Below are 26,697 nucleotides of genomic sequence, written 5' to 3' on the forward strand. Positions count from 1 at the left end.
GAAGAAGCCGGGCATCGCCCGGCTTTTTCTTGCCCGCGATCAGCGCGTCTCGCGCAGTCCGAGCGCCAGTAGCTTGGCTTCGAGGCGTTCGCCCAGCGTCGCCGGTTGCGCCAGCGCCATGCGCGCCATCGCGGCCTCGTCGTCGGGCCGCGCCGCCAACGCCTTGGCCACCGTCGCGATTTTCTTCCACGGGGTGGCGGTGTTGGCCTTCAGCCAACCCAGGGCTTTGACGATGCGCTGTTCGACCTCGGTGAAGTCGCTGCCTAGCGGATAGTCCGGCAGGGTGCCGTCGTGGCGAAAGGCGCGCAGGCGCGCCGACAGGTGCACGGGCGTGTTGTCGATCCAGTGGCCCGGCGCATGGAAGCCGCTGCGCAGTTTGCCCTCGCGCTTGGCCCGTTCCACCAGTGCGGACTGGAAGCGCGCATCGGTGATGCCACCCATCGCGATCACGCAGTCCTCGTCGTTCTTGCCGCGCAGGTCCGCGATGCCGTACTCGTTGACGTACAGGTCGCGCAGGTGGCGGGGAATGGTGGTATGGCCGTAGTTCCAGCGTACGTTGGAAGCGGGCGCGCCGGCATCGTCGCGCACGGCGCGGAACATCAACGCGCTGCGTGCGTTGTCCAGGCTGTTGGACATGTCGACGAAGTTGTACTGGCCGCCGACCCCCGAAACCACGCGGCCGTCTTCCAGTCCGTCTGAGACGGCCGCACCGAGCGCGGTGACCATCATGCAGGAGTTGAAGAAGCGGGCGTCGTGACGCTGCAGGCGGGCGAGTGGTTCGTGGTCGCGCTGCAGTTCGTTGATCAGGCTGATGCGGCGCATGCCGATGGCACGGCGCTGGTCATCCGGCAGGTCGCGCAACCATTGGTAGAACGCGGGCGATCCGAGGTAGAACGCGCCATGCAGGTACTCGCCATCGCGCTCCAGCCGCGCCTGGTCGCCGAGATTGGCCGTGCCGTCGGCGATGCGCCGCATCAGCGCTTCGTCGTCCACCACCTTGCGCCGGATCACGCCGGTTTCGACCAATCGCTTGAAACCTTCGTTGACCATCTCGCTGCAGCCGTACAGGCCGAGGGCGAACGGGTCGAGGCCGCCGCTGGCGAGCACCGCCGGGTGTTGCTCCAACGCGGGATCGAGGGCGGCCAGGATGCGCCGGTAAGTGGCGTTGTCGGTGTGGCGCAGCACCAGCGCATGGCATAGCGCATCGGCGAGCGCGCCGATGCCGATCTGCAGCGTGCCGCCGTCCCGCACCAATGCGCTCGCATACAGTCCTATCGCGTATTCGGCATCGGAGACCGGCTGGCGCGGCAACCCGAACAGATGCGGATAAGGGCCAGGCGGGGTGATGACGATATCGAAGTAGGCTTCGTCCACCGCCGCGGTGCCGCCGATCCACGGCAGCTGCGGATCGACCTCCGCCACCAGCAAGGGGCGCGGCAGGCCGCGCGCCACGATGGCATCGACAGCATCCTGGGTCAGATCGTTGTTGCACGAGAACGAGAGCCGCGTGCCGCCCGGTTCGCGCGCGACCTTCTGCACGATCACGTTGAGTGCGCGGTCGGCGAGCGCCCGGGCAACGTGCGTGTAGTTGAGGCTGGCGTACAGGCGTTGCGCGGTGGTGGAGCGGAGCAGCGCGCCGCCCTGCATGTAGAACTCCTCCACTTCCATGTGCGCGGGCAGCGCATCACGCTTCATCGCCTGCACGTAATCCAGCCGCGGGAAGTCGTCGCCGAAATGCCGCGTGGCGAACGGCGTCACGAATCGTCCCTCCAGCCCCTTGCCACCCATAGGCGGATCGAGCGAAAGCGCGGTGTAGAGCGACCACGGGCGCGACGGGTCCTTTACGCCACGCCGGTAAAGCGCATTGAGCAGGCGGTGCGGCTTGCCGATGCCGAGCGGCGCACCCATGCGCAGCGGGCCGTAGGTGTGGGCCAGGAGCAGGTCGACGGCTTCGTCGAGATCGGTCAGGTGGCGTGGGGTCATGTGCGCAGCTTAGGCGAAGCCAGGTGATCCGCCGACGAATGGGCGCGCAGGAGGGCTTGACACGGTTTTCGTTTACGGGCGTAATCAATAAAAATTACAGGCGTAAACGTATGCCAATCAGCGATGCGGAAGCGGTGGTGATGGACGTGTTGTGGGGGCGCCATCCCGCCAGCGCGGAAGACGTGGTGGCTGCCTTGGCCGGCCGCGCGGAATGGGCGGAGCCGACCGTGAAGACCCTGCTCAACCGCCTGCTCAACAAGGGCGCGATCCAGGCGGAGAAGGAGGGACGTCGCTATCTGTATTCGCCCGTGCTCAGCCGCGATGCCTGGCTGGCGGAGCAGAGCGCGGGGCTGGTCGATCGCTTGTTCGGGGGGCGTGTGGCGCCACTGGTCGCCCACTTCAGCGAACAGCGCAAACTTTCCTCGGCCGACATCGCCGAACTGAAACGTCTGATTGCGGAGCTCGACGATGGCGAATGACGCGATGATGGCCTTGCTCGAAGCGACCATCGCCAGCACGTTGGCCATCCTGCTGGTGTTGGCCCTTCGTGTCCCACTGCGTCGTCACCTCGGCGCCGCGACTGCGCACGCGCTGTGGATCTGCGTGCCGCTGGCCTGCGTGGCGGTCCTGGTGCCGGCCCGCCACGCCGAGACGCAGTGGGTGCTGCCGCAGGTTGTCGTGCTGCAACCGGCATCGGTGGCGGCCGTCGAAGCGAACGCGTCGTGGTCGGCATTGCCGGCGTTGCTGCTCGCGTTATGGGGCGTCGGCGCCCTCCTGATGGTCGCGCGATTGATCGCGCAGCAGCGGCGCTTCATCCGTGCCGTGGGGCCGATGACGGAAGCCGCGCCGGGCGTGCTGCGCGCGAGCGAAAGCGCGGGCCTTCCGGCGGCTTACGGAGTGCTGCGACCCAAGATCCTGCTGCCGGCGGACTTCGACAACCGCTACACGGACGCTGAGCGCGCGCTGGTGCTGTGCCACGAGCGCCTGCACATCCGCCGCGGCGACTTGTTCGGCAACCTGCTCGCCGCGCTGCTGCGCAGCCTGTTCTGGTTCAACCCGCTGATGCACCTCGCGTCGCGCTTGCATCGCCTGGACCAGGAGTTCGCCTGCGATGCGGCCGTGGTCGCACGCCATCCCGGCGAGCGCCGCACCTACGGCGAAGCGATGCTGAAGGCGCATCTTGCCGGCATTCCGCTGCCCGTGGGCTGCCACTGGACGCACCACCACCCACTCAAGGAGAGGATCGCCATGCTGAAGCACCCTTTGCGCAGCCGCGCCCGCCGGTTCGCGGCCGCCACCCTGGTCATGCTGCTGGTCGCAGGCACCGGTATCGCCGCGTGGGCTGCGCAACCCGCCGCGCAGGCGCAGGGCGCACACGACTTCCACTACCGGATTGGCGCGACGCTCGAGGTCGATGGCGAACGCCAGGACGTTGTCCTGCGCGACTGGCCGGGCCGCAAGGTGGGTTTCGCTTCGACGACGAAAGCCGGCCGCGCGTGGCGCATTGAGCTGGTCGTCGATCCTGCGGCAGAAGGCCAGGTGAGGCTCGCCGGTGACATCAGCGTGGACGGCAAGCCCGTGTCCAAACCGGTACTGATGGGTCTGCTCGGCAAGGCGATGCGTATCGAGGTGACCCCGCCGGATGGCAGCTCGACGTTTGCGCTGTCGATGATCGTCAGTCGGCACGACGGCGCGCCCGGGCCGGACGCGGCCAGCGTGCCGAAGCAGCCCGCGCCTGCCTACCCGGAAGACGCGAAGGCGCGCGGCCAGAGCGGGCTGGTGGTGTTGAAGTTGCGAGTCGGCCCCGATGGCCGCGTGCGTGAAGCCGTCGTGGAATCATCGGAGCCCGCCGGCCTGTTTGACGAAGCCTCGCTCGCGGCTGCCCGGGAATGGACGTTTGAGCCGCCGACGGAGAATGGCATGCGCGGCGAAGGCTGGGTGCGCGTGCCCATTCGGTACGACATCGACGGCAGCGCTGAGGATGGCGCTGAAAAGGCTGCCGCGGTCGACCAACCTGCTGCATGAGCCGACGAGAGCAAGGGGAGCGGCACGCGTTATGGCGCACTGGCGCCTGTTTCATCGCGGCGTGCCTAGCAAACGGCTGCGCGCACCGCGTCGATAGCATCGAGCAGCGTCTGTTGTTGCCTGAAGCGGCCGGGCGTTACGAAATAGCGCCACACCAGGCCTTCGTCTACCCGGTGCCCGTCGACACGGCCGGCCCCGCATTCCCGTCGGCGGGCATGCCGCGCGAACTGCCGGCGTTCACGCTGTGCGTGGCGTTCGTGGTGGATGAGAAGGGCAAGGCGACGCAGGTCGCCCCGCTGCGTCAGGCAGGCTGCGCGGATGGCGCCGCGCAGCCGCTGTTGCGCGATGCCGCGCTTTCCGCGGTGTCGGGATGGACCTTCGAACCCGCGATGTTCTGCGACTATCCGGACGCCTTGAGTCGCGATCGGGACTGGAACGGATACGGCTGCGCCGGCGAACGCGTGCAGGCGCGTGCCGTGCCGGTCACGCTGGCGTATGCCTTCACCTTCGAGATCCGCGAGGGCAGGCAGCGCGTGGCCACGGCCAAGCGCTGATACCGGCTGGTTGTGCGTGCCTCGGAGATGGGACGGCGTCAGTCGAGGGTGTGCGTGGAATCGGCCACGCGGCGTACTTCGTCCGGATGGTGGCTGACGTAGACGATGGGCAGGCGGATTTCGTCGCGCACGCGCTGCAGGTAGGGGATCAGTTCTTCGCGGCGGGCCTGGTCCAGCGACGACAGCGGCTCGTCGAACAGCAGCAACGAGGGCTGCGACAGCAATGCACGACCGATCGCGACGCGCTGCGCTTCGCCGCCGGACAGGTTGCGCGTGCGGCGACCGAGCAGCGTTGCGATGCCGAGCAACTCCACGACGGCATCGAATCCGAAGCGGGGCGCGCCACGCCCGCCGTGGCGCCCGTAGAGCAGGTTGCGGCGTACGTCCAGGTGCGGGAACAGCCGCGCATCCTGGAAGACATAGCCGATGCGGCGCTGGTGCACCGGCACGTCGATGCGCTGCGCACTGTCGAACAGGCAGTGGCCGTCCACGTCGATGCGCCCGGCCACCGGCGTCACCAGTCCCGCGATGGCATTGAGGACCGAGGTCTTGCCCGCGCCGGACGGCCCCACCAGGGCGATCACGCGCGCGTCGTCCTGGATGCGTACGTGGCGATGGAAGTGCCCGCGCCGCAGTTCGATGTCCAGGTGCAGCATCAGCTGTCCTCGCCCTGGCGTGTGTGATGGCGGCGCACCAGCCACTCGGAGAAGAGCAACGCCGCCAGCGAGATCGCCACGGCGACCGCAGCGAGGCGCCAGATGCCGGCTTCGCCACCGGGCACCTGCATCAGGCCATAGATCGCGGAGGACAGCGTCTGTGTCTCGCCGGGGATGTTGGAGACGAAGGTGATGGTGGCGCCGAACTCGCCAAGCGCTTTCGCGAAGGCCAGCACGCTGCCGGCGACCAGGCCGGGCCAGGCCAGCGGCAAGGTGACGGTGAAGAAGACGCGCCACGGGCCGGCACCCAGGGTGGACGCGGCTTGTTCCAGGCGGCGGTCGGTGGCTTCGAGCGACAGACGGATCGCGCGCACCATCAGCGGGAAGCCCATCACCGCGCAGGCCAGTGCCGCACCGGTCCAGCGGAACGCGAACACGAGGCCAAGATGTTCCTTCAGGAAGGCGCCTAGCGTGCCCTGTGTACCCAGCGTCACCAGCAGGGCGTAACCCATCACCACCGGCGGCAACACCAGCGGCAGGTGCACCACGGCATCCAGCAGCGCCTTGCCCGGGAAGCGCGTGCGCGCCAGCAGCCAACCGACCAGCACGCCGAATGGCAGGCTGGCGAGCGCCGCCACCAGCGCCACCTTCAGGCTGAGCTGGATCGCGGTGAGTTCTTCCGCGGTGAACGCATCGAACACGAAGGCGTCAGTCCTTCACCGCGAATCCGCGCCGCGTGAAGATCGCATCGGCGGCAGGGGAGGCCAGCCATTGCACGAACTGCGTCGCCTGCGCCGATCGCGGGCCCCGCAGGGCGGCGACCGGATAGATGATCGGCGGATGGCTGTCTTCGGGGAACGTCGCCACCACGCGCACGGCCGGTTCCGCTTTCGCATCGGAGGCGTACACGATGCCCAGCGGCGTTTCGCCGCGCGCCACCAGCATCAGCGCCGCGCGCACGCTCTCGGATTCGGCGAGCCGCGCCTTGACACCGTTCCACAACGACAGCGATTCCAGCGAGGCCTTGGCGTACTTGCCCGCGGGCACGGTCTGCGTCTGGCCTACCGCCAGGCGACCGTCACCGAGCGCGGCGAGGAAGGTGGCGGGCCGCTTCAGGTCGACGCGCGCCTTGCTCGCCTTCGGTGCGACCAGCACCAGCTGGTTGCCCAGCAGGTTGCGTCGCGTGGCGGGTTCAAGCTTGTCGCGCTGTTGCAGGTAGTCCATCCATTCCAGGTCGGCGGAGAAGAAGGCATCGGCAGGCGCGCCCTGTTCGATCTGGCGCGCCAGCGCCGAACTCGCCGCATACGACACCCGCACCGGTACGCCGGTCTGCTTCTGGTAGGCCGCGGCGGCTTCGTCCAGCGATTCCTTCAGGCTGGCGGCGGCGAAGACGGTGAGGCCGGTATGGTCCTGGGCGCGTGCGATGCCGGGGATCAGCAGCGAAGCGACCAACGCGAGGGCGACGAGCGATGAGCGGAGCGAAAACAGGTTCATGCAGGCACTCCTTGGGGGAAGGGACGCTATTCGATGATGAAGGTCTTGATCTGCCGTGCGCTGCGCGCCGGCCTGCTGTCGCCGGGAACGAGCAGTCGTGCAGGGCCTTCGCGTGCGTCCAGGGGCTTGCCGTCGCAGCGATCCGCCACGTAGACCGCCTGCTTGCCGAGCGTGGTATCCAGTTCGCCCAGCGAGAACACCACGCGGTAGCCATCGCTCGCCACCACCTCCACACGGCGCGCAAGGTGTGCGCCGCGTAGCGGCTCCGCCGGCATCGCACCAGCGCGCCGCAGCAGGTCCACGAGGGCGACGCCCTCGCATCGCACCGGCGTGCCGTGCACATCGATGGTGACGTCGTGACGTGGTAGACCTGCGATCAGCTCCGCGTCCCAGGCCAGTTCCATGCGGGCCGGCGCCGGCGAAGCGGGCGCATGCGCGGCGTGCGATTGCGCGAACGTTGTCGCGACCGATGTTCCAAGACAGCACAGGATCAGGACGAATCTGCGGAACCGATGCCTCATGGGACGCTCCCGTGTGCGGATCAGTGGGTATCGAGTGCCTGGTTCAACACCGCGGCCAAGGCCACGCCGCCGGCGCGCAATTGCTGCTCGATGACGGGCAGGTGCTGGTCCACGTAACTTTGTTCCAGCTTGGCGCGGCGCGGGTAGAAGCCGGGCTGCGTTACCACGCGGCACGATTGCTCGGCCCAGTCGGCCGACGGAGGCGGCAATGCGATGGCGCCTAGGGCCGGACGCGGCAGCGCGCGCAGACGAAGCAGGTAGTCGGCTTCGCTGCGGCCCGTGGAGAGCAGCATGCGGCTGTCCCACAGGGTGTGCAGGTTGGTGCCGCGGTCGTTGAAATTGATCTGCACGTCATTGCCGCCCTTGTCGCGGCCGTAGCCGGCATGCAGCGGCTGGTGCACGTCGCCGACGAAGTGCACGACGAATTTCAGCGCCTGCAACCGCTCTGCGCGCGTGCGCTTGGTATCGGCCAGGATCGCGGCCTGCGTCCTGATCGCTTCGACGACGCAGTTGCCGTTCGGACAATCGCGCACTTGTTCGTACGCGCAGTCGTGTTCGCCGATATTGACGAAGTGCCAGCGCGACGTCGTCTTGCCCAGCACGGGATCGCTGTCGCGCAGGTCGTCTGCCCAGCTCGCAATGCCGGCCAGCGTGGCATCCGGTTCGCCTTTCAGCAGCATCTCAGCCTGACGGCGCGCCGCAGGTGTCAGATCGTCCCAGGCCAGTTGCGCCACCAGGCGGTGGCCCATCGGCCCCCACGCGAGGGCAGGCGCGGGCAGCAAGGCGCCGGCGAGGAAAACAACGAGGGTGGCGGCGATAAGAAGGGGACGGACCATGCCGGTACTTTAACCGACACGGGCCGTCCCCATTGCGCGTTGCGTGCGGATCGCGGCTCAGAACTTCACGACATAAGCCACGCCGTACACGAGCGGGTCGATGTTCGCGGTACCCAGCTTGGCGCCATCCACCTTGACCTCGGTATCGATGTCGATCCAGCGCGCATCCACGCGCACGGCGCCGCGCTCGCTGACCTTGATGTCGATGCCCGCGTGCGCGGCCAGGCCCCAGGAGTCGTCCAGCTTCAGATCGGTGCCTTCCAGCGCGCCCTTGGTGTCTTCGCTGAAGAACGTGGTGTAGTTCAGGCCGGCACCGAGGAACGGCGACACCTTGCCCTTGCTGTTGAAGTGGTACTGCAGCGACACGGTCGGCGGCAGGTGCTTGGTGCTGCCCACGGTACCGACGCCGTCGACGGCGATGTCGTGCTTGAACGGCAGCGCGGCCAGCACTTCCAGGCCCAGGTTGTCGCGCAGGAAGTATTCGAAGGTGATGGTCGGCTTGACGTCGCTGTCGATGTCGAGCGGCAGCGTGCCGCCGGCCAGCGTGCCGTTGTCGGACTTCGGGTTCACCTGGTGCACGCCGACGCCCAGGGTCCAGTCGCCCTTGGACTGGGCGAAGGCGGGAGCGGCGGCGCCGAAGGCGAGGGCGATGGCGATCGGAATCAGGGTCTTCTTCATGGTGGTGACGCTCGTTGGAATGTGGCGCCAGTCTCTGCCCGCGTTCCTCATGCCGCCTTGATCCTGATCAATGCCCGCGGGGACGTGCCGGCGGGGCGGCCTGTTAGAATGTCGGCCCCCGTCAACCCCGCCGCGCCAGGCGCGGCCGCAGGAGTCCTGAGCAATGTCGATCAAGGTGGGTATCAACGGCTTCGGCCGCATCGGACGCAACGTGCTGCGTTCCGCCGTGCAGAATTTCGGCAACGACATCGAGATCGTCGCCATCAACGATCTGCTGGAACCGGACTACCTGGCGTACATGCTGCAGTACGACTCCGTGCACGGTCGTTTCGACGGCGACGTGAAGGTCGAGGACGGCGCGCTGTTCGTCAACGGCAAGAAGATCCGCCTGACCCAGGAGCGCGACCCGGCCAACCTGAAGTGGGACGAAGTCGGCGCCGACGTCGTCATCGAGTCCACCGGCCTGTTCCTCGACAAGGCCACCGCGCAGAAGCACCTCGATGCCGGCGCGAAGAAGGTCATCCTGTCGGCCCCGTCGAAGGACGACACGCCGATGTTCGTCTATGGCGTCAACGACAAGACCTACAACGGCGAAGCGATCATTTCCAACGCGTCGTGCACGACCAACTGCCTGGCGCCGATCGCCAAGGTGCTGCACGACAAGTGGGGCATCAAGCGCGGCCTGATGACCACCGTGCACGCGGCGACCGCGACGCAGAAGACCGTCGACGGCCCGAGCAACAAGGACTGGCGCGGCGGTCGCGGCATCCTCGAGAACATCATTCCGTCCAGCACCGGCGCGGCGAAAGCCGTCGGCGTGGTGATCCCGTCGCTCAACAAGAAGCTCACGGGCATGTCGTTCCGCGTGCCGACCAGCGACGTGTCGGTGGTCGACCTGACCGCCGAACTCGAGAACCCGGCCACGTACGAAGAGATCAAGGCCGAGATGAAGGCGCAGAGCCAGGGCGCACTGAAGGGCATCCTGGGCTACACCGAGGACAAGGTGGTCGCCACCGACTTCCGCGGCGACACCCGCACCTCGATCTTCGACGCCGAGGCCGGCATCGCGCTGGACCCGACCTTCGTCAAGATCGTCAGCTGGTACGACAACGAATGGGGCTACTCCAACAAGTGCTTGGAAATGGTCCGCGTGGTCGCTGGCAAGTAAGCCCGCGTAGCGGCCGGACCGGCCGTCTCGCCTCCCGACACGGGCGCCCCAGGGCGCCCGTGTCGTTTCCGGGTATCGCCAGGTGATACCGGGCGCGCCGTCCTCGGCCACCCGCGGATCGGAATCTTGCAAATCCCCGGGCCATGCCCGAGGCTGCGGACGCGGCTGCACGGACGGCCGGAGGACGCGGCATTCCGCGTCCTTGCACCGGAAACACGCACAGGCGAGGTCGGGGAATGGATGACGTGGTCGGGTTGTTGGTCCTGGTGGGGCTGGCCGTGTTGGCCATGCCTGTCCTGCTCATCGTCGCGCTGGTGTCGGTCAGCGGCCTGAAGCGCCGCGTCACGACGCTTGAAGCGCAGGTCGCGCAGCTGCGCACCGCGCGTGTCGTGGAACCTGCGCCTGCCAGCACGGTGGCTGCGCCTGCGGCGCCCGTCGTGGACGAAGGACCCACACTGGCGGATCTGATGCGCGACGCCGCGCCCGCACCACCACCGCGTCCAGCGCCCGCCGCTGCGCCCCCGGCACCCAGCCAGGCAGCCGGGCCGCCGCCGATTCCGCCAGCTCCGGCAGCGCCGAGGCCGGCCCCCGCCACGCCGCCGCTGCCGCCACGGCCCCCGCGTCCCGTCGCGCCCTCGCGTCCGGATTTCGCCACCACCGCGGTCCGCGCGGTGCAGCGCTGGTTCACCGTCGGCAACGTGCCGGTGAAGATCGGCATGCTGGTGCTGTTCGCCGGCGTCGCCGCGCTGCTGAAGTACGGCGCGGACCAGGGCTGGTTCACGCTTCCGCCGGAACTTCGCCTCGCCGGCGTTGCCGCCGCTGCTTTGGGTGCGCTGGTGTTCGCATGGCGCAAGCGCGAGAGCAACCGCGTGTTCGCGCTGAGCCTGCAGGGTGGCGCGATCGGCGTGCTGCTGCTGGTGGTGTTCGCCGCCTTCAAGATCTTCGGCCTGATGCCGGTCGGCGCGGCGTTCGCGCTCAGCATCGCGCTGGTCGCAGGCGCCGGCATGCTGGCCGTACTGCAGGATGCGAAGGCGCTGGCGGTTTTCGCTTTGCTGGCGGGCTTCCTCGCGCCGATCTGGCTGTCGACGGGCAGCGGCAATCACGTCGCCCTGTTCTCGTACTACGCCGTGCTCAACGCGGCGATCGTCGGCATCGCCTGGTACAAGTCCTGGCGCCTGCTGAACCTGCTCGGGTTCGCCTTCACCTTCGGCATCGGTACCGCGTGGGGCCTGTTCGATTACGCGCCGGAGAAGTACGGCACCACGCAGCCGTTCCTGGCGTTGTTCTTTGTGTTCTACCTGCTGATCCCGCTGCTGTTCGCGCGCCGCCAGCCGGCCAGCCGGCGCGACTTCATCGACGGCTGCCTGGTGTTCGGCATGCCGCTGGTCGCGTTCTCGCTGCAGGCCGGGTTGATGCAGGGTGGCGCGTTCGAGGACAGCCGACTGCCGCTGGCGTTCTGCGCGCTGGGTCTGGGCGTGCTGTATGCCGGGTTGTCGTGGCTGCTGCGCCGTCGCGAAAACTATGACGTCCTTGCGCAGTCGTATGCCCTGCTGGCGGTCGGCTTCGCCACGCTGGCGGTGCCGCTGGCGCTGTCGGCGCAGGCCACGGCGTGCGTATTCGCCTTGGAAGGCGCGGCGCTGGTCTGGCTGGGTCTGCGTCAGTCGCGCCTGTTGCCGCAACTGACCGGCGCAGGCCTACAGATGGCGGCGGCGTTCGCCTTCTTCATCGCGCGTGCGGATGCCTGGACGCCGAGCGGCGGGCTCGAAGCCATCGGCAGCCCGATGTTCGCCAACGTGCCCTTCATGAGCGCGCTGCTGATCGCGCTGGCCGGCCTGGCCAGTGCGTGGAGTTATCGCGGACGCACGGGCGCCATCGCAGGGCTCTACTACGCATGGGGTCTGGCGTGGTGGCTGGGCAATGGCGTGATCGAGATCAATCGCTACCTGGGCCATCGGGACGAACCCGATGCGATGCTCGCGTTCGCCGCGTTGACGGGGTGGCTGGCCGCCGAGGTGCATCGCCGTCGTCCTTCGAGCGGGCTGGCGTGGACAACGCTGGCAGCATTGGCTGCCGCGGTGCCGCTGGCCTTGTGGCAGGCGGACGTGCACCAGCAGCCGTTCGCGGGTCACGGCGCATGGGCGTGGCTGGCCTATGCGGTACTCGGCATTCGCAGCCTGCTCTGCCTGCGCGACAGCGAGCATCGCCTCGCGGGTGCGGCGCAGTTCGTCTGGTGGCTGGTGTGGCCGATGGTCGCCAGCCTGCTGATGGCGTGGTTGCCCGATTGGCTGGAAGGCATGGGTCAGGGTTGGACGGCCGGCCTGATCGCGCTGCCGTGGTTGGTCGTGGTCGCGCTGGCACTGTTCCGCTGGGGCTGGTTGTCGGCGCCGCTGGGCGATCGCTTCGATGGCTGGCGCACGCCGCTGCTGGGCGTGTTGTTCGCGGCGCTTGGCCTGTGGTGGGTGGGGTCGCTGTTCATCGCCGGCAACGCGATGCCGCTGCCCTGGATTCCCGTGGTGAACCCGATGGAGCTCGCGCAGCTCGCCGTGCTCGTGTTGCTGCTGCGCTGGTGGATGCCCGAGGACCGCCGCATCGCGCCCCCGCAGATCGTGCTGCTGTCGACGGCCGCCTTCGTCTGGATCACGTCCGTCGTGCTGCATGCCGTCCATCATTGGGGTGGTGTGCCGTGGAGCGACGGACTGCTGTCGAGCAGCCTCGCGCAGACCAGCCTCACCATCGTGTGGAGCGTGCTGGGCGTGTTGAGTTGGGTGATCGGTTCGCGGCGCGGACAGCGCATGCTGTGGCTGGCCGGCGCGCTGCTGATGGGCGTGGTACTGCTGAAGTTGCTGACGGTGGACCGCCAGCACCTCGGCAACCTGCTGGGCATCGGTTCGTTCATCGCCTACGGCGTGCTGTGCACGGTGGTGGGCTACCTGGCGCCGGCGCCGCCGCGTCGCGCGGATTCGGAGGAGGCGGCCGCATGAGGATGTTCCTGCTGACCGCACTGGTCCTGATGGCGGCATCGCCCGTCGCGTCCGCACAGTCGAAACCGGAAGGCGCCTACGCCAAGCGCTGGCCATTAGCGCTGTCCGCCGAGCGCGCCGGGGCCTACCGCGTGGAGCTCGATCGCAGCGTGTATGCGACCACCGCGTGGCCTGACCTGCGCGACGTCAACGTGCTCGACGCGCAGGGCAAGCCCGTGTCCGCCGCGTTGTTCGGCCCCGAGCAGCCGACGGCCCTGCCGGCACGGCGCATCGTGGTGCCGTGGTTCCCGCTGCCCACGCCTGCACCGGGCGCGGGAGAGCCCTCGAGCGTTTCCGCACAGTTCGGTGAGCACGGACGCATCGTCCGCATCGAGGCCAGCGGGGGTACGCCCGCGGCCGACACCGGGCGTGCGTTCCTCGTGGACCTCAGCGGCATCCGCGACAATCCCGAAGCGCTGGAGATCACGTGGGACCCGGGCGAGCCGCGCGAAGCGCGTTTCAGGGTGGAAGGCAGCCACGACCTCCAGACATGGGACGTGATGGAAGCGCGCGTGACGCTGATGGAATTGCAGCGGGGCACGCAGCGGCTGCTGCATGACGAAGCGCCGATCCGCGCCGGCTTCCGCTATGTGCGCTTCGTGCCACTGGATGCGGCGGCAGCGCTGCCGATCCGCGAGATCCGCGTGCGGCTGGATGCCGTGCACCTGCAGCAGACGGTGGCGTGGTCGGAGCTGCAAGGTCGACGCGTGAGCGAACAGGGCGTCGACGGTTTCGTCTACCGCAGCGACGGACGCTACCCGATCGCGCTGGTCGACCTGGCGATGGACGATTTCGCGGTGGGCGAATGGACGCTCGAAAGCCGCGATGCGGACGACACGCCGTGGCGCCTGCGGGCGGGTCCCTGGGTGGCGTATCGCGTCGATGGCGACCGTCCGAGCGCCTCGCCGGACCAGCCGCTGTCCAGCGGGCCTGTGCGCGACCGCGAATGGCGGCTGCGCAGTCGGGGACCGCTGCCCGATCAGGCGCCGACGCTGCGCCTGGGTTACCGGCCCGAGGTGATGGTGTTCCTGGCCCAGGGCACGCCGCCGTACGCGTTGGTGGCCGGCAGTGCGGCCGCGCGCCGGGCCTCCGTGCCGATGCCGGAACTGGTGGATGCGCTTCGGCGTGACCGGGGCGAGGACTGGCAGCCGGCACCCGCCTACCTGTCGCCTGCCAAGGCGCTGGCCGGCGATGCGGCCCTCGTGCCGCCGCCGACGCCACGCGACTGGAAAGCCTGGCTGTTGTGGGGCTTGTTGTTGCTGGGCGCAGTGCTGGTCGCCGCGTTCGCCTTTAGCCTGCTGCGCAGCCGGCCCGCCGCCTGAGCTCGTCCGCGGTTTGCGGTGCCTGCGCACAGCCGGGACAATAGGCGTCTTTCCGGCCGCCCAGGACCCCCCGATGCCCATCGTCCGCATGACCGACCTCGACCTGACCGGCAAGCGCGTGCTGATCCGCCAGGATCTGAACGTGCCGATCGACGCAGGCCGGATCACCTCCGAGCAGCGCATCACCGCGTCGCTGCCGACGCTGAAGCTGGCGCTGCAGAAGGGCGCGGCCGTGATGGTCACCTCGCATCTGGGACGTCCGAAGGAGGGCGTGTGGAGCGAAGCCGACTCGCTGGCGCCGGTCGCCGCACGACTTTCCGAATTGCTGGGCGTGGACGTGCCGCTGGTGAAGGACTGGGTCGATGGCGTCGACGTGCAGCCGGGCCAGGTCGTCCTGCTCGAGAACTGTCGCATGAACATCGGCGAGGGCAAGGATGACGAAGCGCTGTCGAAGAAGTACGCCGCGCTGTGCGACGTCTTCGTCATGGACGCGTTCGGCACCGCCCACCGCGCACAGGCCTCCACGCATGGCGTGATCCGCTTCGCTGCCGTTGCAGCGGGCGGCCCGCTGCTGATGGCCGAACTGGACGCGCTGGACAAGGCGCTGGCCAACCCCGCACGTCCGCTGCTCGCCATCGTGGCCGGCAGCAAGGTGTCCACCAAGCTCGAACTGCTGACCAGCCTGGTCGGCAAGGTCGACCAGCTGATCGTCGGTGGCGGCATCGCCAACACCTTCATCGCCGCCAACGGCCATGCAGTGGGCAAGTCGCTGTACGAAGCGGACCTGATCGATACCGCGAAGAAGATCGATGCCGATGCGAAGTCGCGCGGCGCCGACATCCCGCTGCCTTCCGACGTCGTGGTCGCGACGGCCTTCTCGGCCGATGCGCCGGCCACGGTCAAGGCAGTGGAAGCCGTGGCCGCGGACGACCTGATCCTCGACATCGGCCCCGAGACCGCGCTGCGGTACGCCGAGCTCATCAAGTCCGCCGGCACGGTGGTCTGGAACGGCCCCGTCGGCGTGTTCGAATTCGATGCCTTCGGCAAGGGCACGGAAACGCTGGCGCGCGCGATCGCGCAGTCCGCGGCGTTCTCCATCGCCGGTGGCGGCGACACGCTGGCGGCGGTCGACAAGTACGGCATCGCCGACGACGTCAGCTACATCTCCACCGGTGGTGGTGCCTTCCTGGAATTCCTGGAAGGCAAGACGTTGCCCGCCGTCGCCGCCCTGGAGGCGCGCGGCGCGTGAGCCGTCCCACGCTGTTCTTCGATCTCGACGGCACGCTGATCGATTCCGCCATCGGCATCACCCGCTGTGTCGCGCATGCGCTGACGCAGCTCGAGCATCCGGTGCCTACCGACGCCGAGCTGCGTGGCTGGATCGGTCCGTCGCTGCGTACCAGTTTCATGCCGCTGCTGGGTGATCAGGCCAAGGTCGAAGCCGCGATCGAACACTATCTCGAACGCTTCGAGTCGCATGGCTGGCTCGAGCACCAGGTCTACGCCGGCATCGGCGAGACTATCGAAGCCTTGCACGCGGACGGCCACCGGCTGGCTGTGGTCACCGCGAAGAACGAACCGCATGCGCGCAAGATCCTCGCGCACCTGCCGTTCGGCCACCGCTTCGAGGAGATCATCGGCGCCACCGCCGACGGTCGCCTGAGCCACAAGGCGGATCTCATCGGCGAAGCGCTCCGCCGGCTAGCGCTGACGCCAGAGGCTTGCTGGATGATCGGCGACCGCCGCATGGATATCGAAGGCGCGCGCCACCACGGCATGCGCAACGTGGGCGTGCTGTGGGGCTTCGGTGGCGAGCAGGAACTGCGTGATGCGGGCGCGGATCATCTGGCGAAATCGCCTGCACAACTGGCGCCGCTGTTCGCCTGAGTAACGCGATCAAACGCGCGTTTCATCCGATGCGTTTGCGCAGTCGGGTGTGCGCGCGCAACATCCCGCCATTCCGCTCAGACCAAAAAAATACCAGTAGCGTGGCGTGGCCGGATCGCGTGAAAGTGCTTGAAAACAGCGGTTTCGATCCGCATGCGACAGCATCCCGCATGCTGTCCCGGGACAGCATGCGGGCATGATGATCGCCGGTCGTTGCGGCGTTCAATCGCTGTGGTAGCGTTTGCGGCGATTTCAGGGAATCCGCACCATGACCGAACGCCAGCGCCGTACCAAGATCCTCGCCACCCTCGGACCGGCGACGGACCCGCCCGGCGTGCTCGAGGAATTGTTCCGTGCCGGCGTCAACGTGGTGCGTTTGAACTTCTCGCATGGCGATCCTTCGGGACAGGCCAAGCGGGCGGCCGCCGTGCGCCTCGCCGCACAGCGCGTGGGCGCCGAGGTCGGCATCCTCGCCGACCTGCCGGGACCGAAGATCCGCATAGAGCGTTTCGCCGAAGGCAAGATCGTGCTGAAGAAGGGCGATCGCTTCGACCTGGTCGCCAGCGCGGATGCGCCTCCCGGCGATATCCACCAGGTCGGCGTCAGCTACCTCGGCCTGCCGGGCGACGTGGGTGCCGATGACGTGCTGCTGCTCGACGATGGCCTGATGCAGTTGCAAGTCGTACAGGTCGATGGCGAGCGCATCGTCTGCACGGTGTTGAACGATGGCGTGCTGTCCGACCGCAAGGGCCTCAACAAGCAGGGCGGTGGCTTGTCGCTGGGCGCGCTGACCGAGCGCGACCGCGAGCTGATCGCCTACGTCGCCGAGAACATCGGCGTGGATTTCATCGCCGTGTCGTTCTGCCGCAATGCCGAGGACATGAACGAAGCGCGCCGCATTGCGCGCCAGCATGGTTGCGATGCCGCGCTGGTGTCGAAGATCGAGCGTACCGAAGCCATCGAGAACCTGACCGAGATCGTCGATGCCAGCGACGTGGTGATGGTGGCGCGTGGCGACCTGGGCGTGGAGATCGGCGATGCCGAGTTGCCGGGCCTACAGAAGAAGATCATTCGCGAATCGCTGGCGCAGAACAAAGTGGTGATCACGGCCACGCAGATGCTCCAGTCGATGGTGGACAGCCCGATCCCGACCCGCGCCGAAGTGCTCGACGTGGCCAACGCCGTGATCGACGGCACCGACGCGGTGATGCTCTCCGCCGAAACCGCCGCCGGCAGCTACCCGGTGCGTGCCGTGGAAGCGATGGCGCGCATCTGCCTGGGTGCCGAGAAGCAGTTCGAAATGGATACCGATTTCGAGAAGGCGCCGCGCAACCTCGAGCGCGCCGACCAGGCGATCGCGATGGCGACGATGTTCCTGTCCGAGCACATCGGCGTGCGCGCGATCGTCGCGATGACCGAATCCGGCGGCACCGCGCGCTTCCTGTCGCGCTTCCGCTCGAGCGCGCCGATCTACGCGTTCTCGCGCCATGACGGCGCGCGCCGCAAGATGGCGATGATCCGCGACGTGTTCCCGATCGCGTTCGACAGCCGCGGCCTGGCGCCGCGCGAGGCTGCGCGCGACGCCATGCGCGTGCTGCACGATCGTGCGCTGCTGGCCGAGGGCGACCGCGTGATCTTCACCAGCGGCGACCACATGGAGCAGCACGGCGCCACCAATACGCTGCGCCTGCTGCAGATGGGCGAGCGGGGCAAGGCCGAGGGCCTCGGCGAGCTGTAACCGGTTTCCCCGGACGGGGCGAGGTCCAGCAGCGTCCGCATGCGGGCGCGGCGGTGGCGTGCCCCGTGCGTCGTCACCCGCGGGCACCGCCAAGCGGGCTACAATTGGTATCTTTCCCGCCGCTTCTCCAGGAACCCCATGAGCATCGAACAGCTTGCCGAAACCGCCCAGGCCATGGTGGCCGCGGGTAAGGGCATCATCGCGATCGACGAGTCCACCACCACCATCGCCAAGCGGTTCCAGGGCGTGGGCATCGAGAACACGGAAGAGAACCGTCGCGCCTACCGCGAGCTGCTGCTCACCACGCCGAAGCTGTCCGACTACATCTCGGGCGCCATCCTGTACGACGAAACCATCCGCCAGTCCACCAAGGACGGCGTGCCGTTCGCCAAGTACATGAGCGAGCACGGCATCATCCCGGGCATCAAGGTGGACAAGGGCACGCATGCCCTGGCCGGCTGCCCGGGCGAAGTGGTCACCGAGGGTCTCGACGGCCTGCGCGACCGCCTAAAGGAGTACTACAAGCTGGGTGCACGCTTCGCCAAGTGGCGTGCAGTGATCACCATCGGCGAAGACATCCCGTCCGGCACCTGCATCGAAGCCAACGCCCACGCGCTGGCCCGCTATGCCGCGCTGTGCCAGGAATGCGGCCTGGTCCCGATGGTGGAGCCGGAAGTGCTGATGGACGGCGACCACAACATCGAAGTCTGCTACGAAGTGACCGAAGCCGTGCTGCGTTCGCTGTTCGGCGCGCTGTACGAGCAGAACGTGCTGCTGGAAGGCACCATCCTGAAGGCGTCGATGGTCATCGCCGGCAAGGACAGCGACGAGCAGGCCGACGTCGACGAAGTAGCCGAATCCACCGTGATGTGCCTGAAGAGCACCGTGCCGGCGATCCTGCCGGGCATCGTGTTCCTGTCCGGCGGCCAGACCGACGAGCAGTCCACCGCCCACCTCAATGCGATGAACCAGCTCGGCAGCCTGCCGTGGCCGCTGAGCTTCTCGTACGGCCGCGCCATGCAGCAGGCCGCGCTGAAGCTGTGGTCGCAGGACCTGAAGGGCAACTTCGCCAAGGCGCAGGCCGTGGTGTACGAGCGCGCCAAGGAAAACGGCCTGGCCGCGCTGGGCAAGTGGGAAGGCTGAGCGCCCGCGCTCAGCGATGACTGCCCAGCGGCAGTCCGTGGTCGATGAAACGCCGGCGAAAGCCGGCGTTTTTCGTTATGCCTGCGCGCGCGCCCGTTTCGCGGCGTTCTCCGCCATCCGCCGGTCGGCGTAATCCATCGTCAGGTCGGAGGCCGTTTTCAGCACGGTGAAGCACAGCGTCATCAGCAGGCCGCTGCCGAGCGCGGCGCTGGCCAGGATGATCAGGTGCATCGGGATCACACGCAGGTAGGGCAGGAACATCAGCGCGCCCAGGCTGGGTTTGCCCTCTACGTCGGCGTCGTGCTGCACGGCGTAGGTCTGCTGCTGCGAATAGACGAACGACAACCCGCAGAGCGCCAGCAGCGCGATGTCGCGTGGGTTCGCCACGGTGTGGTGCACGCACAAGAAGACGAAATAAACGGCGTGGAAGAAGCCGTAGTGCAGCGAGAAGAAGCTGGCCGTCGAACGCTTGCCGGCCTCGTCCTCGCTGACACGCTGGCCGCCCGAGGTGAAGCCCTCGGTGGTGAAGTCGCGCAGGGCCAGCATCCGCTTGCGGGCGTACCAGCCGATCACGACGCTCTGGATCCAGTAGGGCCAGACCAGCCACCCGGTCTCCCAATCGAAGATCAGGGCCAGCGCCAGGGTCAGGGCATTGGAAGCGAGCAGGGCGAGGGCGGAGGGGCGCATCCGTTCAGGATACGGCAGCGTCGGGCCTTGCAGGACGGGCGTCTGGCCGTCGCCAGACTGAACGGAATTCTCTTGCCTGCAACATTATTGCCTAAGCAGCTATATCATAGGCAGCCATGAAGACCCCAACCGGCAACAGCACCATCGGTTACCTGATCGCGGACCTGAGCCGGTTGTTCGGCCGGGTGTTCGACCGGCGTGCCTCCCACCTGGGCCTGACCCGCGTGCAGTGGCGCGCGCTCAAGCGCATTCACCAGAGCGAGGGCATCACCCAGTCGGAACTGGCCGACCTGCTCGACATGGAGCCGATCGCCGTCGGGCGCGTCATCGACCGTCTGCAGAAGGCGGGCTTCGTCGAACGCCGCAGCGATCCGGACGATCGCCGCGTGTGGCGCCTGCACCTGCTGCCGCCGTCGGATGCGGTGATGCACGACATCGAAGCCGTGGCCGTGTCGGTCCGCGAGGACTGCCTGGCCGGCATCGATGCCGATGAGCTCGCCACCGCCCTCAAGGTACTCGGCCAGATCCGCGAAAACCTCTCCCAGCTCGACCGCGCCAGTCGCGGCGAGTCCTCCCTCCGCAAGAGTTGAATCCCACCATGACCAGCAAGATCAACGAAGCCGGCGAGAACGCCGCAAAACCCTCCGCGCCGAAGCGCCGTCGCGTGCCCGTGTGGCTGTGGATCGCCGGGCCGCTGGCCGTCGCCGGCTTCTTCGGCTGGGAATACGTCGCTTCCGGTCGCGAAGTCAGCACCGACAACGCCTACATCAAGGCCGAGCGCATCCTGATCGCGCCGCAGGTCGGCGGGCGCGTGGTCGAAGTCGCCGTGCAGCAGAACCAGCCGGTGAAGAAGGGCGACCTGCTGTTCCGCATCGATGCCGATCCGCTGACGATCGCCGTCACCCAGAACGAGGCGCTGGTCGCGCGCATGGCGAACTCCGCCAACGCGAGCCGCGCCAAGGTGGTCGGCACCGGCACCTCGATCCAGGCCGCGCGCGAAACGCTGACCTGGGCGCAGCGCGACCTGCAGCGCATGCAGCAGCTCGCCAGCCAACAGCTGGTCTCGCGCAAGATGCTGGACGACGCGCGCCACGCGGTCGCCGAAGCGCGCACCGACCTGGCCGACGCCATCGCCAGCCAGTCCGAAGCGACCGCCTCGCTGAGCGGCAGCCCGGGCACGCCCACGCAGGACCTGCCCGAGTACCGCGCCGCGATGGCGATGCTGGCGAAGGCCCGCCTCGATCTGGACCACGCCGAAGTGCGCGCTCCGGTCGACGGCATCGTCGGTCTGCACGATTTGCAGGTGGGCGAGTACATCAACGTCGGCCAGACGGCGATGCCGCTGGTGGCGACCTCGCCGATCTGGGTAGAAGCCAACTTCAAGGAAACCGAGCTGGAAAAGATGAAGGTCGGCCAGCACGCGACGATCGAAGTGGACAGCTATCCGGGCGTGAAGTGGAAGGCGCACGTCGCGTCCATCGCACCGGCATCGGGCGCGGAGTTCAGCGTGCTGCCGCCGCAGAACGCCACCGGCAACTGGGTGAAGATCGTGCAGCGCATTCCCGTGCGTCTCGAGATCGATGGCGCCGCCACCGATGCGCCGCAGCTGCGCGCTGGCATGAGCGCCGACGTGCATGTCGAACTGCGCGACGGCGGCACGGCGTCCAGCCGCGCCACCGCCGCGCGCTGATTCCCTGTTTCCATGTCATCCCGGGCGTGCGCGGATGCGGGCGAGGGCACTGTGGTGGGGCCCGGCCCCGCTGACGCCGCGCCCCGGGTGACCTCTGGATCGTCGTGCCGTCCGCACGCCGATCGCTTACGGAATTTCCCATGAGCACAACCGCCGTTCCCGCTGCACCCGCGCAGGACGACACCGGCAAGCGCACGCTGCTGGTCGGCTCGGTGATGCTGGCCACGCTGATGCAGGCGTTGGACACCACCATCGCCAACGTCGCGCTGCCGGACATGCAGGGCTCGCTGTCGGCCACCCAGGACCAGGTGTCGTGGGTGCTGACCAGCTACATCGTCGCCGCCGCGATCCTGACGCCGGTCACCGGTTGGCTGGCCGGCCGCCTCGGCCGTCGCCGCCTGCTGATCATCGCGGTCAGTGGTTTCACCGTCGCCTCGCTGCTGTGCGGCATCGCCAGCGGCATCGGCGAAATGGTGCTGTTCCGTGTATTGCAGGGCGTGTTCGGCGCTTCGCTCGTGCCGATCTCGCAGTCGCTGCTGCTGGATGCCTTCCCGAAGGAGAAGCACGGCGCCGCGATGGCGATGTGGGGCATGGGCATCATGGTGGGTCCGATCCTCGGCCCGCCGCTCGGCGGTTTCCTGACCCAGAACTACAGCTGGCACTGGGTGTTCCTGATCAACCTGCCGATCGGCATCCTCGCGTTGGTCGGCATCATGGCCAGCGTCAAGAAGGACGTGCCGCACGAGCGGCCGCTGGACGGCATCGGGCTCGCGCTGCTGGCGCTGGGCATCGGTGCGTTGCAGCTGTTTCTGGACCGCGGGCAGAGCGAGGACTGGTTCGGCAGCGTCGAGATCCAGATCGAAGCCGCGATCGCCTTCCTCGCGCTCTATACCTACGGCCTGTGGTGGTGGCGCAAGCGCGACCACGCGTTGCTCGACCTGGGCCTGTTGAAGAACGCCAACTTCGCGGTCGGCTGCGCGCTGATTTTCGTCGTCGGCATCGTGCTGTTCGCGACGCTGGCGCTGCTGCCGCCGTACCTCAGCACGCTGATGAACTATCCGGTCCTGACCATCGGCCTGGTGCTGGCGCCGCGTGGCGTAGGCACGATGTTCAGCATGATGATCGTCGGCCGCCTGTTGGGCCGCATCGATGCGCGCTGGCCGATCCTGGTCGGCATGGGCCTGATGGTGGCCTCGCTGCACGGCATGACCCAATTCGGGCCGAACGCGTCCATGCACTCCATCGTCTGGCTCGGCGTCGTCCAGGGCATGGGCCTGGGCCTAGTGTTCGTGCCGATCTCGACGGTGGCTTACGCCACGCTGGAGCCGCACCAGCGCACCGAAGCCGCCGGCCTTTTCAGCCTGGTCCGCAACATCGGTTCGTCGGTCGGCATCTCGGTGGTGATGACCATGCTGTCGCGCGCGATGCAGGTGAACCACGCGGAGATCGGTGCGCGCATTCCGGCGTTCGGTGCGGAAACCACGCTGCTGCCTGCAGCGATGAATCCGTCCACGGCCACCGGCTTGGCCCTGCTCAATGCCGAGGTCAACCGGCAGGCCGCGGCCATTGGCTATCTCAACGACTTCAAGCTGATGATGCTGTTGACGCTGGTGTCGATGCCGCTGGTGCTGCTGATGCGCGGCGGCAAGGCGCCCTCCGGCGGCGGTGGCGGCGCGGATGCCGCCGCGGCGCACTGAGATGGACCTGCAGGGCCTGCACCACGTCGCGATCATCGCGTCCGACTACGCGCGGTCGAAGCGCTTCTACACCGAGGTGCTCGGTCTGCGCGTCGTCGCCGAGCACTACCGGGCCGAACGCGATTCGTGGAAGCTCGACCTGGCGCTGCCCGATGGCACGCAGGTCGAGTTGTTCTCGTTCCCCTCGCCGCCGCCGCGCGTGTCGCGACCGGAAGCCTGCGGCCTGCGCCATCTTGCCCTGCGCGTCGCCGACCTCGATGCCGCCGTCGCCCATCTTCACGCGCACGGCGTGGATAGCGAGGCGATTCGCGTGGACGAGTACACGGGTCGCCGTTTCACCTTCTTCGCCGATCCGGATGACCTACCGCTGGAGCTGTACGAAGGCTAGCCGCCGTTGCTTGTCTGTAGGAGCGACGTGAGTCGCGACCAGAAATCCGGACCCGCAGGTATTCGAAAGAAGATCGATGATCTTTGAGTGCAGCGCTCGATCGCGCTTCATTATCGTCACGGTCTGCGGTCGCGACTGACGTCGCTCCTACAGAAGGCGCGAGCTCGCCAGCGCCCAGGGAGGCTGCTAATGTGCGGGCCGTTCGCTCACGAGAGGGCGCCATGCGATCTTCACAACAGCTGATGGCGGGATTGCTGGCGCTGGCATCAACGCAGGCCGGCGCGCAGGAACTGGACTGGCTAACGGGCCACTGGTGCGGCGCGAGTGGAAAAACCTTCAGCGAAGAAGCCTGGATGGCGCCGCGCGGCGGGCTGCTGGTCGGCATGCATCGCGATACGCGTGACGGCAAAGCGATCGGCTTCGAGTTCATGCGCATCGCGCAGCAGGACGGGCGCTGGGTATTCCTCGCGCAGCCCGACGGCAGCGCCGTCACCGCATTTCCGGCGGAGCGGGTGGAAGCGGATCGCGTCGTGTTCGCCAATCCCGCGCATGACTTCCCGAAGCGCGTGATCTACTCGCGGCCGGACGCCGATACGCTGCATGCGCGCGTCGATGACGGGCGCGACGACGGCAAGGCGATGGAATGGACGTGGCGGCGCGATTGCGTCGCGCCGCCGTCGTCCTGACACCGATTACGGCAGCGCCGCGTCGCCCAGCGAGGCCAGCCATTCGTCGTCGGAGCCTTCGTTGACGCCTTCGAACAGCGGTGTGGAGAAGTAGCGCTCGCCGGTATCCGGGAGCACCGCCAGCAGCACGTCGCCCGGCTTGGCCTTCTGCGCGACCTGCAGCGCGGCCGCCACGGTGGCGCCGGCGGAGATGCCGACGAAGATGCCTTCCTCGGCGGCGAGGCGGCGCGAGGTCGCGATCGCCTCCACGTCGGTGACCGGCAGGATCTCGTCGGCGACCTCGCGGTTGAGCACCTCCGGCACGAAGTCCGGCGTCCAGCCCTGGATCTTGTGTGGCTGCCATTCCTTGCCGAGCAGCAGCGAAGCGCCTGCCGGTTCGGAGGCGGTGATGCGCACTTCAGGGCGCGCGACCTTGAGCACTTCGCCCACGCCGGTCAGCGTGCCGCCCGTGCCCCAGCCGGTGACGAAATGGTCCAGTCGACGGCCGGCGAAATCGCGCAGGATTTCCGCCGCCGTGGTCTGGCGGTGATAGGCCGGATTGGCCGGATTGGCGAACTGGCGGGCGAGGAACCAGCCGTGCTTCTTCGCCAGTTCCTCAGCGCGCCGCACCATGCCGCTGCCGCGCTCGGCGGCCGGCGTCAGGATCACCTTGGCGCCGTAGGCGCGCATCAGCTTGCGGCGTTCGATCGAGAACGTCTCCACCATCGTGGCGACGAACTTGTAGCCGCGCGCGGCGGCCACCATCGCCAGCGCCACGCCGGTGTTGCCGGAGGTCGCTTCGATGATGGTGTCGCCGGGCTTCAGCAGGCCCTTGGCTTCGGCGTCGAGGATGATCGCCAGCGCCAGGCGGTCCTTCACCGAGCCGCCGGGATTGAACGACTCCACCTTCGCGTAGAGGGTGACGTGCTCCGGCGCGATGCGGTGCAGTTTGACGACCGGGGTGCGACCGACGGTGTCCAGGATGCTGTCGTAGATGGCCATGGAATCTCCAGGTGGGAACGGTCAGGCGGCCTGCAGTGTGGGCGCCGGAAGGTTGCGGGAATGTGTGGGGTGGGCCATGCCGATCGGTGGCTGCCCAAACCAGTGCAGCGTGCCGGCCAGCGCGGCCACTTCGCCCAGGATCAGCAGGGCGGGCGAGCGCACCTGATGAGAACGCGCGGTTTCCGGCAGATCGGCCAGCGTACCGTTCAGCACGCGTTGCTCGCGGCGGGAGCCGTTCTCCACGATGGCGAACGGCGTGGACGGCGCGCGACCGTGCGCCAGCAGGCGGTCGCGCAGGCCCTCCAGTCCGGCCACGCCCATGTAGACGGCCAGCGTCTGCCGCTCCTGCGCCAGCGCGGCCCAGTCGAGCGTGTCCAGCGAATCCTTGCAGTGGGCGGTGACCAGTCGCACGGCCTGCGCATGGTCGCGATGCGTGAGCGGGATGCCCGCATACGCCGCGCACGCGACGGCGGCGGTGATGCCGGGCACGACCTCGTAGGGAATGCCGTGCGCGCGCAGGAATTCCAGCTCTTCGCCGCCGCGTCCGAATACGAACGGATCGCCGCCCTTCAAGCGCACCACGCGCTTGCCCGCACGCGCATGCTCCAGCATCAGTGCGTGGATATCGTCCTGGCGCGTGCTGTGGCCGTTCGCCGACTTGCCGACTTCGAGGTAGGTCGCGTCGCGGCGGCCGAGGCGCAGCACGTCTTCGCTGACCAGGCGGTCGTGCAGGATGACGTCTGCCTCGTTCATCGCGCGCAGCGCGTTGAGCGTCAGCAGGCCGGCATCGCCGGGGCCCGCGCCCACCACCGCAACGGTTCCGCCGCACGTTTGCGCCGCGGTTTCGTCGAGCATGGCGAGGAACTGCTGTTCCGCCTGCGCGTGCAGGTGTTGGCGGAACAGGCGCGGCAACGGACCCGCCAGCACTTTCTCGAAGAACCGCCGCCGGTCGGCCGTACGCGGGAAGCGTTGGCGGATGCGATGGCGCTGGCGCGTGAACAACGCGGCGAGCGAGGCCCACGAATCATCCAACAACGTTTCCAACTGGCGGCGCAGGTGCCGCGCCAGCATCGGCGCGCCGCCACCGCTGGAAATGGCGACCTGGAGCGGCCCGCGCTCCACGACGGCGGGCACCTGGAAGCTGGACAGCGTCGCGTCGTCGACCACGTTGGCCAACAGCCGGCGCGCTTCGGCGGCAGTGGCGACGGCGCGGTTGACGACCCGGTCGCCGGTGGCGGCGACCACCAGCCAGGCGTCATCGAGCTGCGAGGGTTCGAACACCGCTTCCCGCCACGCGATCCGGCCTGCTGCGTGCCACCCGGCCAGTGCGGCCGTCAGCGCGGGTGCGACCACCCGCACCTGCGCCCCGGTGCGGAGCAGCGCGTCGGTCTTGCGTTCTGCGACGGCGCCGCCGCCCACGACCAGTACCTGGCGGCCTTGCAGGTCGGCGAACAGGGGAAACAGCGGAGCGCTCACGGGCAGGGCGGGCAAGGGTGGATTGTTGACCGTACTGCCCGGTCATAGCCGCCGGAAATGACATCCC

Annotated in this window: 25 protein-coding genes; 15 read left to right on the forward strand and 10 right to left on the reverse strand. The window is 68.1% G+C overall.

Features of this window, described 5'->3' with window-relative positions:
- Positions 1–39 precede the first annotated feature (39 nt).
- The gene (locus tag BM365_RS13885; RefSeq protein ID WP_093490119.1) at positions 40–1,983 is read right to left on the reverse strand and encodes an acetyl-CoA hydrolase/transferase C-terminal domain-containing protein; all 1,944 of its coding nucleotides are present in this window, start codon (positions 1,981–1,983) and stop codon (positions 40–42) included.
- A gap of 110 nt (positions 1,984–2,093) precedes the next feature.
- Here BM365_RS13885 and BM365_RS13890 point away from each other — a divergent pair, with 110 nt between their 5' ends.
- The 3 genes from BM365_RS13890 (at position 2,094) to BM365_RS13900 (ending at position 4,562) form a co-directional block, all read left to right on the forward strand.
- Positions 2,094–2,462: a BlaI/MecI/CopY family transcriptional regulator gene (locus BM365_RS13890; protein ID WP_093490120.1), complete on the forward strand. Its 369-nt coding sequence runs from the start codon at positions 2,094–2,096 to the stop codon at positions 2,460–2,462.
- Positions 2,452–4,008, forward strand: coding sequence for a TonB family protein (locus BM365_RS13895; protein WP_093490121.1), 1,557 nt, complete (start codon positions 2,452–2,454; stop codon positions 4,006–4,008). The genes BM365_RS13890 and BM365_RS13895 overlap by 11 nt, the downstream gene beginning before the upstream one ends.
- A gap of 113 nt (positions 4,009–4,121) precedes the next feature.
- Positions 4,122–4,562 (forward strand): energy transducer TonB, encoded by a 441-nt coding sequence (locus BM365_RS13900; RefSeq protein WP_093490122.1) that lies wholly within the window; start codon positions 4,122–4,124, stop codon positions 4,560–4,562.
- Between the two features lie 38 nt (positions 4,563–4,600).
- Here BM365_RS13900 and BM365_RS13905 read toward each other — a convergent pair whose 3' ends face one another.
- The 6 genes from BM365_RS13905 to BM365_RS13930 all read right to left on the reverse strand — a co-directional run bounded on the left by BM365_RS13905 (position 4,601) and on the right by BM365_RS13930 (position 8,747).
- Complete coding sequence (locus BM365_RS13905; RefSeq protein ID WP_093490123.1) at positions 4,601–5,218, reverse strand: molybdenum ABC transporter ATP-binding protein; 618 nt, start codon at positions 5,216–5,218, stop codon at positions 4,601–4,603.
- The gene (gene modB / locus BM365_RS13910; RefSeq protein ID WP_093490124.1) at positions 5,218–5,919 is read right to left on the reverse strand and encodes a molybdate ABC transporter permease subunit; all 702 of its coding nucleotides are present in this window, start codon (positions 5,917–5,919) and stop codon (positions 5,218–5,220) included. The genes BM365_RS13905 and modB overlap by 1 nt, the downstream gene beginning before the upstream one ends.
- A 7-nt stretch (positions 5,920–5,926) precedes the next feature.
- Positions 5,927–6,712 carry a molybdate ABC transporter substrate-binding protein gene (modA, locus tag BM365_RS13915; protein WP_093490125.1) on the reverse strand — a complete coding sequence of 262 codons (786 nt, stop codon included), beginning with the start codon at positions 6,710–6,712 and terminating at the stop codon, positions 5,927–5,929.
- Between the two features lie 26 nt (positions 6,713–6,738).
- Entirely contained in the window at positions 6,739–7,116 is a 378-nt protein-coding gene (locus BM365_RS13920; protein WP_093490126.1) for a molybdopterin-binding protein, read from the reverse strand.
- 137 nt (positions 7,117–7,253) lie between these two features.
- Complete coding sequence (locus BM365_RS13925) at positions 7,254–8,069, reverse strand: S1/P1 nuclease (protein ID WP_093490127.1); 816 nt, start codon at positions 8,067–8,069, stop codon at positions 7,254–7,256.
- Positions 8,070–8,126: 57 nt separating this feature from the next.
- A complete protein-coding gene (locus tag BM365_RS13930; RefSeq protein ID WP_093490128.1) occupies positions 8,127–8,747 on the reverse strand; it encodes an OmpW/AlkL family protein in 621 nt (206 codons plus the stop codon).
- A 163-nt stretch (positions 8,748–8,910) separates the two neighbouring features.
- Here BM365_RS13930 and gap point away from each other — a divergent pair, with 163 nt between their 5' ends.
- The 7 genes from gap (at position 8,911) to BM365_RS13965 (ending at position 19,025) form a co-directional block, all read left to right on the forward strand.
- Positions 8,911–9,915, forward strand: coding sequence for a type I glyceraldehyde-3-phosphate dehydrogenase (gap, locus tag BM365_RS13935; RefSeq protein WP_093490129.1), 1,005 nt, complete (start codon positions 8,911–8,913; stop codon positions 9,913–9,915).
- Between the two features lie 245 nt (positions 9,916–10,160).
- The gene (locus BM365_RS13940; protein WP_093490800.1) at positions 10,161–12,896 is read left to right on the forward strand and encodes a DUF2339 domain-containing protein; all 2,736 of its coding nucleotides are present in this window, start codon (positions 10,161–10,163) and stop codon (positions 12,894–12,896) included.
- The gene (locus BM365_RS13945) at positions 12,893–14,257 is read left to right on the forward strand and encodes a DUF3999 family protein (RefSeq protein WP_093490130.1); all 1,365 of its coding nucleotides are present in this window, start codon (positions 12,893–12,895) and stop codon (positions 14,255–14,257) included. Before BM365_RS13940 ends, BM365_RS13945 begins: the two co-directional genes overlap by 4 nt.
- A 73-nt stretch (positions 14,258–14,330) precedes the next feature.
- Positions 14,331–15,506 (forward strand): phosphoglycerate kinase, encoded by a 1,176-nt coding sequence (locus BM365_RS13950; RefSeq protein WP_093490131.1) that lies wholly within the window; start codon positions 14,331–14,333, stop codon positions 15,504–15,506.
- Positions 15,503–16,144 carry an HAD hydrolase-like protein gene (locus BM365_RS13955; protein ID WP_093490132.1) on the forward strand — a complete coding sequence of 214 codons (642 nt, stop codon included), beginning with the start codon at positions 15,503–15,505 and terminating at the stop codon, positions 16,142–16,144. Before BM365_RS13950 ends, BM365_RS13955 begins: the two co-directional genes overlap by 4 nt.
- A gap of 268 nt (positions 16,145–16,412) precedes the next feature.
- Positions 16,413–17,882: a pyruvate kinase gene (gene pyk, locus BM365_RS13960; protein WP_093490133.1), complete on the forward strand. Its 1,470-nt coding sequence runs from the start codon at positions 16,413–16,415 to the stop codon at positions 17,880–17,882.
- 138 nt (positions 17,883–18,020) lie between these two features.
- Positions 18,021–19,025 (forward strand): class I fructose-bisphosphate aldolase, encoded by a 1,005-nt coding sequence (locus BM365_RS13965; RefSeq protein WP_056877970.1) that lies wholly within the window; start codon positions 18,021–18,023, stop codon positions 19,023–19,025.
- Between the two features lie 75 nt (positions 19,026–19,100).
- Here BM365_RS13965 and BM365_RS13970 read toward each other — a convergent pair whose 3' ends face one another.
- Complete coding sequence (locus BM365_RS13970) at positions 19,101–19,712, reverse strand: DUF6498-containing protein (RefSeq protein WP_093490134.1); 612 nt, start codon at positions 19,710–19,712, stop codon at positions 19,101–19,103.
- Positions 19,713–19,828: 116 nt separating this feature from the next.
- On the opposite strand from BM365_RS13970, the gene BM365_RS13975 reads away from it, so the two are divergent.
- From BM365_RS13975 to BM365_RS13995, 5 genes are all read left to right on the forward strand, one after another.
- Positions 19,829–20,302 (forward strand): MarR family winged helix-turn-helix transcriptional regulator, encoded by a 474-nt coding sequence (locus BM365_RS13975; protein ID WP_093490135.1) that lies wholly within the window; start codon positions 19,829–19,831, stop codon positions 20,300–20,302.
- Between the two features lie 8 nt (positions 20,303–20,310).
- Positions 20,311–21,402, forward strand: coding sequence for an HlyD family secretion protein (locus BM365_RS13980; RefSeq protein ID WP_093490136.1), 1,092 nt, complete (start codon positions 20,311–20,313; stop codon positions 21,400–21,402).
- A gap of 140 nt (positions 21,403–21,542) precedes the next feature.
- The gene (locus BM365_RS13985; protein ID WP_093490137.1) at positions 21,543–23,099 is read left to right on the forward strand and encodes a DHA2 family efflux MFS transporter permease subunit; all 1,557 of its coding nucleotides are present in this window, start codon (positions 21,543–21,545) and stop codon (positions 23,097–23,099) included.
- Position 23,100: 1 nt separating this feature from the next.
- Positions 23,101–23,487: an SMU1112c/YaeR family gloxylase I-like metalloprotein gene (locus BM365_RS13990; protein ID WP_093490138.1), complete on the forward strand. Its 387-nt coding sequence runs from the start codon at positions 23,101–23,103 to the stop codon at positions 23,485–23,487.
- A gap of 221 nt (positions 23,488–23,708) precedes the next feature.
- Positions 23,709–24,173 (forward strand): DUF6265 family protein, encoded by a 465-nt coding sequence (locus BM365_RS13995; RefSeq protein WP_139227438.1) that lies wholly within the window; start codon positions 23,709–23,711, stop codon positions 24,171–24,173.
- 6 nt (positions 24,174–24,179) lie between these two features.
- Here the strand turns inward: BM365_RS13995 and cysK are convergent, their stop codons facing one another.
- Positions 24,180–25,154 carry a cysteine synthase A gene (gene cysK / locus BM365_RS14000; RefSeq protein WP_093490140.1) on the reverse strand — a complete coding sequence of 325 codons (975 nt, stop codon included), beginning with the start codon at positions 25,152–25,154 and terminating at the stop codon, positions 24,180–24,182.
- A gap of 21 nt (positions 25,155–25,175) precedes the next feature.
- Entirely contained in the window at positions 25,176–26,636 is a 1,461-nt protein-coding gene (cysG, locus tag BM365_RS14005; protein WP_233210875.1) for a siroheme synthase CysG, read from the reverse strand.
- Between the last annotated feature and the right edge of the window lie 61 nt (positions 26,637–26,697).

This window comes from Pseudoxanthomonas sp. YR558 (assembly GCF_900116385.1).
Classification (GTDB): domain Bacteria; phylum Pseudomonadota; class Gammaproteobacteria; order Xanthomonadales; family Xanthomonadaceae; genus Pseudoxanthomonas_A.

What these genes read in the sequence shown, in the direction of transcription:
- BM365_RS13885 (WP_093490119.1), bottom strand. Translation starts at nt 1,983, where the DNA reads ATGACCCCACGCCACCTGACCGATCTCGACGAAGCCGTCGACCTGCTC.
- BM365_RS13890 (WP_093490120.1), top strand. Translation starts at nt 2,094, where the DNA reads ATGCCAATCAGCGATGCGGAAGCGGTGGTGATGGACGTGTTGTGGGGG.
- BM365_RS13895 (WP_093490121.1), top strand. Translation starts at nt 2,452, where the DNA reads ATGGCGAATGACGCGATGATGGCCTTGCTCGAAGCGACCATCGCCAGC.
- BM365_RS13905 (WP_093490123.1), bottom strand. Translation starts at nt 5,218, where the DNA reads ATGCTGCACCTGGACATCGAACTGCGGCGCGGGCACTTCCATCGCCAC.
- modA (WP_093490125.1), bottom strand. Translation starts at nt 6,712, where the DNA reads ATGAACCTGTTTTCGCTCCGCTCATCGCTCGTCGCCCTCGCGTTGGTC.
- BM365_RS13920 (WP_093490126.1), bottom strand. Translation starts at nt 7,116, where the DNA reads ATGGAACTGGCCTGGGACGCGGAGCTGATCGCAGGTCTACCACGTCAC.
- BM365_RS13925 (WP_093490127.1), bottom strand. Translation starts at nt 8,069, where the DNA reads ATGGTCCGTCCCCTTCTTATCGCCGCCACCCTCGTTGTTTTCCTCGCC.
- BM365_RS13930 (WP_093490128.1), bottom strand. Translation starts at nt 8,747, where the DNA reads ATGAAGAAGACCCTGATTCCGATCGCCATCGCCCTCGCCTTCGGCGCC.
- gap (WP_093490129.1), top strand. Translation starts at nt 8,911, where the DNA reads ATGTCGATCAAGGTGGGTATCAACGGCTTCGGCCGCATCGGACGCAAC.
- BM365_RS13945 (WP_093490130.1), top strand. Translation starts at nt 12,893, where the DNA reads ATGAGGATGTTCCTGCTGACCGCACTGGTCCTGATGGCGGCATCGCCC.
- BM365_RS13950 (WP_093490131.1), top strand. Translation starts at nt 14,331, where the DNA reads ATGCCCATCGTCCGCATGACCGACCTCGACCTGACCGGCAAGCGCGTG.
- pyk (WP_093490133.1), top strand. Translation starts at nt 16,413, where the DNA reads ATGACCGAACGCCAGCGCCGTACCAAGATCCTCGCCACCCTCGGACCG.
- BM365_RS13965 (WP_056877970.1), top strand. Translation starts at nt 18,021, where the DNA reads ATGAGCATCGAACAGCTTGCCGAAACCGCCCAGGCCATGGTGGCCGCG.
- BM365_RS13970 (WP_093490134.1), bottom strand. Translation starts at nt 19,712, where the DNA reads ATGCGCCCCTCCGCCCTCGCCCTGCTCGCTTCCAATGCCCTGACCCTG.
- BM365_RS13975 (WP_093490135.1), top strand. Translation starts at nt 19,829, where the DNA reads ATGAAGACCCCAACCGGCAACAGCACCATCGGTTACCTGATCGCGGAC.
- BM365_RS13980 (WP_093490136.1), top strand. Translation starts at nt 20,311, where the DNA reads ATGACCAGCAAGATCAACGAAGCCGGCGAGAACGCCGCAAAACCCTCC.
- BM365_RS13985 (WP_093490137.1), top strand. Translation starts at nt 21,543, where the DNA reads ATGAGCACAACCGCCGTTCCCGCTGCACCCGCGCAGGACGACACCGGC.
- BM365_RS13990 (WP_093490138.1), top strand. Translation starts at nt 23,101, where the DNA reads ATGGACCTGCAGGGCCTGCACCACGTCGCGATCATCGCGTCCGACTAC.
- BM365_RS13995 (WP_139227438.1), top strand. Translation starts at nt 23,709, where the DNA reads ATGCGATCTTCACAACAGCTGATGGCGGGATTGCTGGCGCTGGCATCA.
- cysK (WP_093490140.1), bottom strand. Translation starts at nt 25,154, where the DNA reads ATGGCCATCTACGACAGCATCCTGGACACCGTCGGTCGCACCCCGGTC.